The organism is Candidatus Zixiibacteriota bacterium (assembly GCA_034003725.1).
GTDB lineage: Bacteria > Zixibacteria > MSB-5A5 > GN15 > FEB-12 > WJMS01.
In genome coordinates this window covers 553,945-566,846 of record JAVEYB010000001.1, presented here as the reverse complement: position 1 = coordinate 566,846, position 12,902 = coordinate 553,945, and the positions used below count along the sequence as shown (strand labels likewise).

Here is a 12,902-nt window from a genome sequence, read left to right as displayed (position 1 = left end):
GCACTTCGTGCGTTGAAACCGTAACGTGTAAACGGAAAGAGATCATACGATGCTGACCGTGATCGAGAAGGTGATTTTCCTGCAAAATGTCGACGTGTTCGCCGATGTGCCGACCGAGCATCTCGCCTATCTGGCCGCGATTGCCGACGAAGTCGAATATCATGCGGGGGAGACAGTCTACAAGGAGCACGGACCGTCGGACGCGCTGTACCTGGTTCTGGACGGATCGGTGCGTCTGGAACGCGACGGGCGGGAGATTACGGTGGCCGGTCCGAGGCAGGCATTCGGTGTGTGGGCGCTGTTCGACGAGCAACCGCGTGTGGCGGGGGCCGTGGCAGTGGACAATTGTCATCTGCTAAGGATCAATCGCGACGACTTCGTGGATTTGCTGGCCGACCACGTCCAGATCACCCAAGGCGTGCTCAAGGCGCTGGCCGGCCGCCTTCGCGGACTGGTAGACCGTGTCGCGGTTGAAGGCGCCCCACGTCACTGAGACTGAAAGTAGCGGACCCTGACTGGAGAACCTTGCAGCCCCCGCCAATCATCGACGCATTGGGGCGACATCTGCGACGGAATATGACGGAATCACATGGACAGACGATTGCGGCGGTGCCGACCGTGATGATTGTCGACGACGAGGAAATGGTCACCGCCAGCATCAGCGCGCTCATCTCAATGGAGCTCGAGTACCGTACGGTGGCCTTTCAGTCGCCGCGCCTGGCGCTGGACCATTTGCATCGCCAGCCGGTCGACATGATCATCTCCGACTTTCTGATGCCCGAGATGAACGGGCTCGAGTTTCTGGACCATGCCCGCAAGCTCTATCCCGACGTTCCCCGCGTGATACTGACCGGATACGCCGACAAGGAAAACGCCATCCGGGCCATAAACGAGGTGGGGCTTTACCATTACCTCGAAAAACCGTGGGACAACGACCACTTGACCGTGCTGGTGCGAAACGGGGTGCATCAGAAAAACCTCCACGAAACCCTGCGGGATCATATTCGCCGACTCGAACGGGCACAGCGCAGGGCCGACGAACTGAGCGAAACCGCAGATCGACTGCGGGATGAACTCGAGCTGGCCCGGCGACTCCAGCGGCGCCTGATGCCGGATCGACTGCCCGCCGACGGTTCGGTGTCCGTGGCGGTGCACTACGAGCCGGCCATGGAGATCGGCGGAGATTTCTACGACATCATCGAGCTGGCCGGAAATCGCATGGGGGTGCTCGTGGGTGACGTCACCGGGCACGGCATCCAGGCGGCGCTCTCGACGGCACTTTTGAAGTTCGCGTTCGCCCAGTTTGCCGGTCGCGACGTCCGGCCCTGCGAAATACTCAGTGGGATCAACGACGTTTTGTACACGGCCCTGCCCGACGGCATCTTTGCGGCGGCCGTGGTGGTTGCGATTGACAGAGTGTCCGGACGGTGCCATATTGCCAACGCCGGAACGCCGCACCCCATGGTGCTTCGGCGGCATTTCGCGAAATGTGAGAGGCTGCCGGCCGAGGGGCTTTTGCTCGGTGTCGCCGATCCGAAGGCTTTTCGACCGGGCCAGGAACACGGTATTGACCTGCAGCCCGGCGACGGTCTGCTGTTGTACACCGACGGTCTTACCGAATGCGAAAACGGCGACGGAGAGATGTTTGAACAGCGGGCGTTCGGAGCCGCCCTGGCGAAAAATATCCCTCGCCGGGGAAACGAACTGCTCGACGAAATCGTTGCATCGGTACGTACCTTTCGCAACGGGCGCATGGCCGAAGACGACCTGACGGCGCTGGTGATTGAAATGATTGAAGACAGGAGCGCGGAATGACCGCATCAGCTGATAAAGACGCCGATAACGCCGGAGTAATCGTTATCGTCGACGATGAAGAAATGGTACTCACCAGCCTGAAGTCGTTTCTTACGCTCGAGACCGATTACGACGTCAGGCCCTTTCTCTCCGCCCGGCAAGCGCTTGACTTCATCCGGAGCACCGAAGTCGACATCGTCATGTCGGACTACCTGATGCCGGAAATGGACGGTATCTCGTTTCTGGCGGAAGTGAAAAAGCTCCGGCCGGAAGTGCCGCGGATAATCCTCACCGGATATGCCGACAAGGAAAACGCGATTAAAGCGATCAACGACGTGGGGCTGTTCCAGTATCTCGAAAAACCGTGGGACAACGACGATTTACTGATCATTCTCCGCAACGGGATGGAGAAGCAGCATCTGATGAAGCGGCTGCAGGAAAAGATCGAGGAAATCAATCGCGCCTACGGTGAACTCGAGGGACTGCACAAAGAGATAGTCAAGACGTTTGTCTGATCTGACGGCCGACCCCTAACACAATTCTAGTCATTCTGACGCTACATATTTTTTGCTTTTCCTGCCGACGTTGGTCACTTTCTCCGCAATCACAGGTGCAATTGACCGGCCGCCCGATTTGGCCGGTTCGGTCGATTCGCGACATATTCGCAGGACGGTTTGCCGCGCGAGGGCGAACCGGAGGTGGTCTGGGATGCAACGTCAGTCGATACTGGTGGTCGAAGACGAAGACGACATCAGGGAACTGATCACATACAATCTCGTCCGTGAGGGATTTCAGGTGGTGTCGGTTGCCTCCGGCGAGGCCGCTATCGAGGCGGTCCGAAAATCCGCTCCCGATCTCGTGCTGCTCGATCTTATGCTGCCCGGCGTGGACGGTCTTGAAGTGTGTCGCCGGGTGAAAAACACCGCCAGCACGTCGTCGGTCCCGGTCGTGATCGTCACCGCGAAGGGGGAAGAGGCCGATGTCGTGACCGGACTGGAACTGGGCGCCGATGACTATATCATCAAGCCGTTCAGCCCGCGTGTTCTGCTTGCCCGCGTTCGTGCCGTGCTTCGACGCCTTGAGATTGCCCCCGCCGACGAGCAGGAAACGCTGCACATCCACGATATGGTTATCCATCCGGGGCGCCACGAAGTTACGATCGCCGGCGATAAGCTCGACCTGACCCTGACCGAATTCCGCATGCTTCACCTGCTGGCCTCCCGGCCGGGATGGGTGTTCACCCGATACCAGATTATCGAAGCCGTTCACGGCGAGAACTATCTCGTGACCGACCGCTCCGTTGACGTTCAGGTGGTGGGTCTTCGCAAGAAGCTAGGCGCGGCCGGGAAGATGATAGAGACCGTCCGAGGTATCGGCTATCGATTCAAAGAGTGACCAACCGATTTTTCCGCTGTCTCCACAATTCCCTGTTGACAATGCCGTAATAAAAAGTAATACTACCCCACCAGTTCAAACGGGTAATAAGAAAAGGCGGATCTGTGAAGCAGAAGTCCGAGATTATCACGTTTAAGGCGGATGATTCCCTCGTGGAAGCGCTCAGCCGAATCCCTAACCGGTCGGAGTTCATCCGGGCGGCACTGCTGACCGCTCTGGATAACCTGTGTCCGCTCTGTCAGGGGCGCGGCGCGCTGACGCCGTCGCAGAAAAGGCACTGGGAGGAATTTTGTCGCGATCACGCGGTTGCCGAGTGTTCCGACTGCCACGAGATTCATCTGGTTTGCACCCATGAAGAGTGAGCGCATGTGGGTTGTCGCCGCGCTGGCGATCGTAGCCCTTTTCAGCGGTTGTGGAAGCCGGACGTCCGAACAGGAAGACAGTGACGAAAAACTCCACGTGGCGGTGAGTATCCTGCCCCAGGCGTATTTTGTCGATCGGATTTCAGGCGGCAATGCGGCAGTCACGGTGCTGATACCTCCGGGCTCGTCACCGCACACCTATGATCCCTCGCCGCGCCAGATGACCGAGCTGGCGACAACGGATGTCCTTTTTGTGGCCGGCGTGCCGTTTGAGGAGGCGTTGCTGCCAAGGCTGCACAGTGTGAATCCCCATATGCGGGTTATCCCCAGCGGCGATGGTATACCGGTGCGGCGGTCCGAGGAGTCCGGAATCGACGGTCATGATGGTGATCACGATCACCATACCGATAACGACCCTCACACCTGGCTGAGCCCACGGAACGCCATCGTACATGCCAGGGCGATCGCGCGAGAACTCGAGTCGTTGGATTCCGGTCATGCGGAAACATACCGCCGGAATCTCGACAGCCTGGTACGCGATATTGAGGCGCTCGACGCCGAGATCAGACAGATGCTGCACGGAACCGCAGGCAGGAAGATGTACGTGTTTCACCCGGCCTGGGGGTATTTCACCGACGAGTACGGGTTGATACAGGTCCCGATTCAGAGCGAAGGGAAAGAACCGGGAAGCCGTCAACTGGCCGAGCTGACCGAACATGCTGCCGCTGACAGCGTGCGGGCGATTTTTGTGCAAATGCAATATGCGTCACAAAGTCCCCATGTTATTGCCGACGCCATCGGGGCTCGGATCGTTCTGGTCGATCCGCTTGCCTACGACTATGTGGAAAACCTACGGTCCGTTGCCCGCGAGGTGATCGAAGCCCTCGGAGTTTCTCAAGCCACCAGATGAGCATATTAATGATTAATAGAGTTCTTATAGTAGTATTGCGTACTTTTCGATATATAAGGGGGCGAACGGAACTGGCATGACCGACTCAGCAGTTATCAACATCGACAATGTCACCTTCGCCTACAACGGCATCCCGGTACTCCACCGGGTGAACCTCCGAGTCGTGGACCGAGACTTCGCCTGGATAGTTGGTCCGAACGGCGGCGGGAAGACCACGTTGCTGAAGCTCATGATCGGTTTGCTGCAGCCGTCCGAGGGTTCGGTGACAGTGCTTGGCAAGCCGCCGCACGCCGTACGGCAGACAATCGGTTACATGCCGCAGCATGTCAGTCTTGACCCGCAGTTTCCGGTCACGGTGCTGGATGTGGTGCTGATGGGGCTGTTGGGCAATTTTCATCCAGTCGGTCGTGTTTCGCGGGCAGATCGGACCCATGCTCTGGAGGCTCTGAGTGAGGTTGGGCTTGCTGACAGCGCCGAGCGGCAGTTCGCTCACCTCTCCGGCGGCCAGCAGCGTCGCATCCTGATCGCGCGGGCGCTGGCAGCCCGCCCGCGGCTGCTCCTGCTGGACGAACCGACCGCCAATCTCGATCTGCGGATCGAACAGGAGGTGTTCGAGCTGCTGCAGCGGTTGAACGAGAAGCTGACGATTGTCATGGTATCGCACGACCCGGCCTTTGTGTCACCGTTCGTGAAGTCGGTAGTGTGCGTCAAGGGGCATGTCCATGTGCATCCGACCGCAGCCATCGACAGCGAGATCATGAGCGAGCTGTACGGCAGGCCGATCCGAATGGTCCGCCACGACCAGCAGTTTCACGGGGGATCTCAGTGAATCTGGGCTTCTTTGACGCGCTTGTCCGCCACACATTCCTCCAATACGCCCTGCTCTCCGGCCTGTTGGCGTCAGTTGCCTGCGGGGTGGTCGGGACCTATGTCGTGGCGCGGCGCATTTCATACATCGCAGCCGGCATCGCGCACTCGGTTCTCGGTGGGATGGGCCTCGCTCACTATCTGGCCGTTGTCCACGGTCTGACATGGCTGCACCCGTTGCACGGCGCGGTTGTGGCTGCGCTCGCTTCGGCCGTCACTATCGGGTTCGTCAGTCTCAAGGCACGCCAGCGCGAGGATACCGTGATCGGGGCCATCTGGGCGGTCGGAATGGCTGCGGGCATCCTCTTTATCGCCGCCACCCCGGGTTATCAGGAAAACCTGATGAGTTATCTGATCGGCAACATCCTTATGGTCTCCGGTTCGGACATACGGTTGCTGGCGTTGCTCGATGTGGTAGTCGTGATCGTCTGTTTCCTCTTCTACCGTCAGCTTTCAGCCGTGTGTTTCGACGAGGAATTCGCACGCGTGCGCGGGCTGGCAGTCGGCGCGTATTACATACTGCTATTGTGTTTGACGGCGCTGACAGTGGTCCTGCTGGTGTCCGTGGTCGGTATAATTCTGGTGATCGCACTGCTGACGATTCCAGTAGCCGTTGCGGGCCGGTTCACTCGCACTCTGTGGCAGACTATGCTGCTTGCGGTCGGCGTCAGTTCGGTCTTCACGACACTGGGCCTGGCGGTCAGCTTCACGCCCAACTGGCCGGCCGGACCGACCATCATACTGGTCGCCGGCGTCACCTTCCTCGCTGTATCCCTCGTGCGCGGGCGCGGCTGATTACGCTCGCGTGGACCGGCCCGGCAATCAGGGACAAAACAGTAGACAAAGGCTCTCCTTTTCCGTATATATCCCGAAGCTTGAATACAAACAACGGCCCGCAGGCCACCGGTGTGTGGAACGGCGCACCGTTCCTATCGGGTCAGGAGGATACAAGATGAAGCTCAAATCGGTTGAAGAAATCCTGGACTTTGCCATAGAAAAAGAGCAGGACGCAGCCGACTTCTACAACAGCCTCGCCGCCAAAATGAACCGCAAGGGCATGAAGGACGTTTTCGCAGGCTTCGCCCGTGAAGAAATGGGGCACAAGGCGAAACTGCTGGCCGTAAAGGACGGTCGTTTGATGCTCTCCGCCGAGAAGAAAGTCGCGGATCTCAAGATCGGCGATCATCTCGCAGATATCGAACTCACCGCCAATGTCGGCTACCAGGAGGCCCTGATACTCGCGATGAAGGCCGAGAAAGCGGCCTTCAAGCTGTACAGCGATCTTGCTGCCGCAACCGACAACGCCGACCTTCGCGAACTGCTGTTGTCGCTGGCTCACGAGGAGGCCAAACACAAGCTTCGTTTCGAGGTCGAGTACGACGAGGTCATCCTTACCGAGAATTAGTTGCCGCCGTATTCCCGTTTGCCGCACAATCGAGCGCGCACGCAGGGCGGCACCCATCGGCGATGAGGATGATACCTGATCGCCGCCGATGTGCCGGTGTCACCTGGTGAAAGCCTCGTTTCGCGGGATGAATACGGCGACTTAACTGCGCACATCACTGCCACGGGAGACACCCTATGTCTGTATTGGTCACGAGATCGGCTCCGGATTTCACCGCCCAGGCGGTCATGCCGGACAACTCCTTCAAACAACTGACGTTGTCCGAATACCGCGACACGTACGTGATTCTGTTCTTCTATCCGCTGGACTTCACGTTCGTGTGCCCGTCGGAGATCATTGCCTTCGATAAAAAGCTGAATGAGTTCCGCCAGAGAAACTGCGAGGTGATCGGCGTCTCGGTTGATTCACACTTCACGCACCTGGCTTGGAAGAATACCCCCCGCGAGCAGGGCGGGATCGGCAACATCCAGTATCCGCTGGTAGCCGACTTGTCGAAAAGCATCTCGCGCGACTACGGCGTGCTGATCGGCGACGAGGTTGCGCTGCGCGGGCTCTTCCTGATCGACAAGAAGGGTATAGTCCGCCACGCGGTCATAAACGATCTGCCGCTGGGGCGCAGTGTCGACGAAGCCCTGCGGATGCTGGACGCGCTTCGGTATGTCGAGACCCACGGCGAGGTGTGCCCGGCCAACTGGCATGCCGGTGATGAAGCCATACGGCCCGATGCCGACGGCGTTGCATCCTATCTGGCCAGACACTCCGTCTAGCCCTCTTACGGTTCTCGATCGCGATCACCCGACATCGGACCCCCTCCCGGCAGGGGGTCCTTTTGTTCAGCGCAAAATCCGGCAATCGCCCCTTGAACCGTCCTTCGTGAAATCCATCCCATTACCCCTCAGTACCCTGCAAAGCCTGAAACACAGCGTGAATCTCGCAGAGATCTAGTTTGGCGCTCATCTTCTCCTAATACGCCGCGGCTACCCTACCTCCCGCAGGCAGCGAGGAAATGTCTTGAACATCTGTCAGGGATACCAGGGAGAAACGCAATGAACAGCCGAATGTCTTTGCGCAGGACGGTTAACCGCGTAATCACCAGCCGGGTCGTGGTGACCCTTCCGGTGCTGTGTGCCATGATGGCACCCGGCGTGGACGGGTACAGCCAAACAAACAAAGTGGAGACCGGGACGCTCGGCGGCAGACTGCTCGATTCCAGGACCGGCGAGCCGCTTATCGGCGCGACTGTGATGATCGAGGGAACGCAGCTGGGCTCCCAGTCCGATCTCGACGGCAGTTACCGGATTCGTCTGGTACCGACCGGCATCGTCACACTGCTGGTTCGCGCGATCGGTTATGCCCCGTTCAGAAGACATTCACACCGGACAAGCCAGGCAATTTCACCGGCGGCTCGGTGGATCTGACGACCAAAGATTTTCCCGATGTTCGGACCTTTACATTCTCAACCTCGGCCGGACATAACTCACAGACCACGGGAAAGTCGATCCTCTTTTCGAACGAGGGAAGCAAGGACTGGCTTGGATACGACGACGGCAAGCGCGATCTGCCGCCGGCAAAGGTGGGGATCGACATGACCAAGGTGATGACCGGTTCGGGTTGGGCCTACCGGATGCTGGTCCTGGACTGGTACACCAAGCGGATCGCGGGGTATCACTGCGGTCCGCGGGCGACCACTAAAAGGTTCATGCAGACCTGTTCGTTGCTGGATGTTCACCACGCCTTCACCAGCTACAACAATCCGAAGAGGAACGCCGACACCGAGCGGCTGATGCGGACGATCAAGGAGGAGTACAACGAGCATTACCCGCATTCGGCGCTGGGATACAAAACGCCGAATCAGACGGAAGAATCCTATATCCTGACCACGAGGACTCTCTTACAAAACGCTGACTAAACGGACAGCATCACAACAAGAAGGCCGCCCTCATCGGAGAGGGCGGCCTTGCTCTTTGGGCCTGCCGAGTCTAACCTCAGCGGGCTATCGATTCATCAGCGCTATTCGCACTGCGGCAGACAGGCAGCCGGAGCCGGACCACCAAGGAACAGGAAGTTCACGAGGTAGATCAGATCCGACAGGTCAAGCGCGCAGCCGGTGTCGCCGTTGATGTTGGCAGCAGCCGGACAGGCCGGAGCCGGACCACCAAGGAACAGGAAGTTCACGAAGTAGATCAGGTCGGACAGGTCGACCGCGCCACCGACGTCGTTGTTCACGTTACCGGTGTTGCCGACACAGCAACCACCGCCGCCGGCGAGGTTGTCCTGGTACCACTGACGACCCGCAGCGATCGCGGTGCCGAAGTCGGCGGGAGCGCCGTTACGGACGGTCGCGAAGACCGTGTAGACCCACAGCGTGTCGTTGCCGGCCAGATCGAAATCGGTCGACAGCGTCATCACCATGTGCTGGTCGGTCTGCGTCGGATTCGCAGTGAGACCGCTGTTGTCGGTCATGTTGGTGTACAGCTCATCCGGATCGAAGCCGCCTTCCAGCCGCGACGGGCGCGGATAGACGAAGTCTTCGTTCAGGGCGGTGTACATACCGTAGTAATTCAACGCATCGTTACCGTCGTTGAACGTACCGCCGAGCTGGGTCTCCCAGCCGATGAACGCGGCGCCGCCGAAACGGGCGTTGTTCTGCTGGCACTCCACCGGGTCGGCGTCGTACTCAGCGCCACGGAGGTAGATGTAGTTGTTCGGGAAGTCCAGACCGGCGCCGTTGTTCGAACCGGTATCGGACGGAATATCCCAGTCCATGGCCTCGCCGATGACGAGGTCATTGTGGGCCGCGCCGTCGTACGAGTAGATCTTCATGACCTGCACGATAAACGAGGACCCGCAGTTGGGAGTCGACCCGTCGGTCGGAGCATACCAGGTCTTCTCAACCGCGATCGCGGAGTCGACGGTCACGAACGTACCGGACGTCCATCCGTCGTAGTTGGCGCCGGTGACCGGGCCGTAGGTTTCCAGATCGGCGACCGGCTTGAAGCCGTACTCGGTTTCGAAGCCATCCTGGAAGATCGACCAGGAAGCCGTCAGGTTGCCCAGCGTACCGGACATGATGATCGGCGACGCGTCGTACATGTAGACGCTGGCGTCACCCAGAATGGTGTCGGTCACAGTATCCGGCGGAGCATCGCACTCGAAACCGGACAGGAAGTAATCCATGTTGGCGCGACCGTTTTCGCCGGCCTGACCGCCCATGTTGCCGTTGCGGCCAACGGCAAGACGGATACAGCCGGTCGAAATGGTGTCGTAGTTGACGCCCACGACCGTGTCAGCAACGATGAAGTTGTCGATCGTAAAGGAAACCACACCTTCGGCAGCGTTCGAAATGAAGTCGAGCGAGCCGTTCAGGCTGACCACCGTACCGGGGCTGTTCACCACGCCGCCGGCGTTCAGGGTCACCTGCACCGAGTCGACACCGCCGGACGGGTCGACGTTCACGGTGGTCGGGAAGACGTCAAGCCAGCCGCTCGGACCGGTCGTCTCGTTCTCGGTGATGCCCGTCACGCCCAGCTGGAGGTTACCGATGTTCTCGAGTTTCAGGTAGAACTGGTAAAGCTGGCCGTGTTCGGTGTATTCCGGGAAGCCGATGCTGCTCTGGTTGAGAGCCAGACGGGCCTCGACAACCGGGTCAACACACGGAATGCGGAACCACTTGGCGTTGTTGCGGGTCTTGGGACCCTGCAGCCCGGTGGCGTTCGGCCAGGTGTAGACGGAGACCGACGGCATCTCGTCGTTGATGTAGGTCACGTCGAGATAATACGAACCGGCATAGCTCGGATCGACGTCCACAATGGAACCGGCCGGATAGTCGCTCTCGTCCAGGCTCAGCACGCTGATATCCTGTCCGTAACGAGAGACCGAGCCCATGATGTCGTCGTTGCAGTCGCCACGGCCGGCAGCCACATTCAGCGAGCAGGCCGGGTCGTAGCTGTTGGTCAGGTTGCGGCGGGCATCCCAGGCGTCGCCGTCGAGGTCGGTCGACACCGACATCCACAGCTCGTGGTTACCCGTCCAGTTGATCGCCAGGCCGCCGCCGGCAGCGGTGGTGTTGGCGCAGTCGTCATAGACGCCGCCTTCGACGTCGTTCGCCTGCGACCAGATAGTGTACAGATTCCCGTCGCATTCCGAGATGGAAATCTTGTTACCGGTCGACAGGTTGTTGACGCCGTTACCGCAGTTCGGGCCAAGGTCGTTCCAGATGTGCTTCGTGACCAGGTCCATATTGCCGACATGCGACGCCCAGTGATAAATATGCGACGAGAAGAAGTAGGAACCATCGGTGAAAATACCGGAGTTCCACACGAAGTGCAGGTTATCATTGGCGTCATAGATACCGGCGAGCTCGATGTTCGGGTATCCAAACGCGGTGTCCGGAGCCGGACCCGGTTCCGGGAAGTTGGTAATATTGGTCGGAGCCGCGGGCCAGGTGGCGCCCATATCGGTCGACTCTTTGTAGTAGACGTCGGCGCGCCAGCCCGGATCGTTTGCCGATACCGCCGCAGCGCCGATCCACCCCACCGCCACCTTCTGGGTCGTGCGCGAACTCATCAGCGCGATACCCTGGAAGCGGATGGTGTCAATCACGGTGCCTTCCCACGTGCCGAGCGTATCGGTGCCGGCCTTGCGGAAGAAGTACAGTGGATTGGTCGCCGAGCTGCTATCGCCCTGCGCGATCAAATATATGTACTCGTTGGAACCGTTCTTGTGATACTCGATCATCGGCCAAAGCGGGTTTCCGCTCGAAACCGGCTCGGCCGATTCCGGTACCACCTTGAAATCAAACGTAAACGGGGCACCGTCTTCCTGGAAGTTGACTTCCGCGCGGTTTACCCCGCCGCGCGTATAGTGTCCGGCCACCAGAGCGCGGGTGTCAAATGTCCCGCCGGTGATCGGCACCGCATCGATGCCGCCAAAACCGGAATAGGTCGAGCCGGGACCCGTGCCGCCGCCGGCCGTGATGGCCGTACCGCTCACCGGGTCATAGTAGTTGTACCACTGGTTGCGGGCCGCCGGGGTAGGCGAACCGGCGTCCAGACCCGCCGTGAAGGTGACATGGATCTGCGCACCACCACGGTTTTCAACGCGACGGCCAATCGAGCCGTTCTTCTGCAGTTCGTAATAGGTGAAACCCATCACCGAGCCCGGGGAATCGGACAGGTTGGGGTCACCCAGCGAGGACTGCTGGGCCGGACGATCGATGGTCCCGGTCACACCGGTGTGTTCGACCGGCGTCCCATAACGGAACGCAAAGTCCATCGAGGTTTTGATCCGCGGGTCAAGTTTCGTCTCCGGGCGATACTTCGCCGCAAAGGCCGGCATAGCTCCGATAGCTATGACGAGCAGCGCGACTACCGCCACGGCACATACCCTTTTCGTCATTCCTTGCTCCTTTCGAGCGCCCTTACGCTGTTACATGTTTGTGCACACAGTGTGTGCATTGCCTATCTGAGTCTTGACATGGTAAATCATTGATGATGCCGGGATGGTTGCATTGCCATCCCCACTGACGTCTAACGCTCCCGTTGATGCCGTCGCACCCTCCTTTCCTGGCGCCGATTCAATCCGCGCCGCTCGCTTTGGGTCGTGGCTGGTCACACACAACCCGCTCGTGAGGTAGTGAAAGAACGATTCGCGTTTCGTAAAGGACAATGACATCTGATGTAAATAGCCTGTCTACTTCTTCCGGACGGCCCTGCAGACCGTTCCGGGTGCCCGGTTATCCAAAGATACGGATAACGACATCGAGGCTCCGCTGTTACGAAAGCACTGTCCGATCGACGGTGAGGCAATACAACAATCGGGCGGCGGGGAGCCTTGCTCTCAAATTGATGGACCGTTATGTGAAAGGAATATACGCAGGTACCACGGCTCTTCAGTGTTACTCCAGGTGATCGTCCTCCCGGGTTTTTCCCGAATCCTACCGCTGTAATATTATAATATAAGGACGATATTTCAAGCAGAATGTTGACATTTTTCCGCCGCCGGTTATAGTCCTCGCCCGTGCCCTGTCCGAGGGTCCGCAGAATCTGCGTCCATGTATATCATAACTTAGACTATATCAATCCGCCTTTTCGACTTTCGTATGCCACCATCGCACAGCGCATTCCGGGCCCCGACCTGCAGCGAGGCCGGTGGTTTCGAACTTTTTAGC

Annotated in this window: 13 protein-coding genes; 12 read left to right on the top strand and 1 reads right to left on the bottom strand. The window is 59.0% G+C overall.

The genetic code is table 11. From position 1 onward, the window contains the following. Positions 1 to 49 precede the first annotated feature (49 nt). From RBT76_02500 to RBT76_02445, 12 genes are all read left to right on the top strand, one after another. Entirely contained in the window at positions 50 to 493 is a 444-nt protein-coding gene (locus RBT76_02500; protein ID MDX9856640.1) for a cyclic nucleotide-binding domain-containing protein, read from the top strand. A gap of 83 nt (positions 494 to 576) precedes the next feature. After that, positions 577 to 1,815, top strand: coding sequence for a SpoIIE family protein phosphatase (locus RBT76_02495; GenBank protein ID MDX9856639.1), 1,239 nt, complete (start codon positions 577 to 579; stop codon positions 1,813 to 1,815). Then, complete coding sequence (locus tag RBT76_02490) at positions 1,812 to 2,309, top strand: response regulator (protein MDX9856638.1); 498 nt, start codon at positions 1,812 to 1,814, stop codon at positions 2,307 to 2,309. Before RBT76_02495 ends, RBT76_02490 begins: the two co-directional genes overlap by 4 nt. Before the next feature lie 193 nt (positions 2,310 to 2,502). Beyond that, positions 2,503 to 3,189, top strand: coding sequence for a response regulator transcription factor (locus tag RBT76_02485; protein MDX9856637.1), 687 nt, complete (start codon positions 2,503 to 2,505; stop codon positions 3,187 to 3,189). Between the two features lie 104 nt (positions 3,190 to 3,293). Beyond that, on the top strand, positions 3,294 to 3,551 hold the full coding sequence (locus tag RBT76_02480; protein ID MDX9856636.1) for a ribbon-helix-helix domain-containing protein: 258 nt from the start codon (positions 3,294 to 3,296) through the stop codon (positions 3,549 to 3,551). Further along, complete coding sequence (locus RBT76_02475; GenBank protein MDX9856635.1) at positions 3,541 to 4,461, top strand: zinc ABC transporter substrate-binding protein; 921 nt, start codon at positions 3,541 to 3,543, stop codon at positions 4,459 to 4,461. Before RBT76_02480 ends, RBT76_02475 begins: the two co-directional genes overlap by 11 nt. 76 nt (positions 4,462 to 4,537) lie before the next feature. Then, a complete protein-coding gene (locus tag RBT76_02470; GenBank protein ID MDX9856634.1) occupies positions 4,538 to 5,290 on the top strand; it encodes a metal ABC transporter ATP-binding protein in 753 nt (250 codons plus the stop codon). After that, a complete protein-coding gene (locus RBT76_02465) occupies positions 5,287 to 6,123 on the top strand; it encodes an iron chelate uptake ABC transporter family permease subunit (GenBank protein ID MDX9856633.1) in 837 nt (278 codons plus the stop codon). Before RBT76_02470 ends, RBT76_02465 begins: the two co-directional genes overlap by 4 nt. A 157-nt stretch (positions 6,124 to 6,280) precedes the next feature. Beyond that, positions 6,281 to 6,733 carry a ferritin family protein gene (locus RBT76_02460; protein MDX9856632.1) on the top strand — a complete coding sequence of 151 codons (453 nt, stop codon included), beginning with the start codon at positions 6,281 to 6,283 and terminating at the stop codon, positions 6,731 to 6,733. Between the two features lie 176 nt (positions 6,734 to 6,909). After that, a complete protein-coding gene (locus tag RBT76_02455; protein ID MDX9856631.1) occupies positions 6,910 to 7,500 on the top strand; it encodes a peroxiredoxin in 591 nt (196 codons plus the stop codon). Between the two features lie 279 nt (positions 7,501 to 7,779). After that, entirely contained in the window at positions 7,780 to 8,151 is a 372-nt protein-coding gene (locus RBT76_02450) for a carboxypeptidase-like regulatory domain-containing protein (protein ID MDX9856630.1), read from the top strand. Then, complete coding sequence (locus RBT76_02445) at positions 8,142 to 8,642, top strand: hypothetical protein (protein MDX9856629.1); 501 nt, start codon at positions 8,142 to 8,144, stop codon at positions 8,640 to 8,642. The genes RBT76_02450 and RBT76_02445 overlap by 10 nt, the downstream gene beginning before the upstream one ends. A gap of 101 nt (positions 8,643 to 8,743) precedes the next feature. On the opposite strand, the gene RBT76_02440 is transcribed toward RBT76_02445, so the two are convergent. After that, a complete protein-coding gene (locus tag RBT76_02440) occupies positions 8,744 to 12,130 on the bottom strand; it encodes a hypothetical protein (protein ID MDX9856628.1) in 3,387 nt (1,128 codons plus the stop codon). Positions 12,131 to 12,902 lie beyond the last annotated feature (772 nt).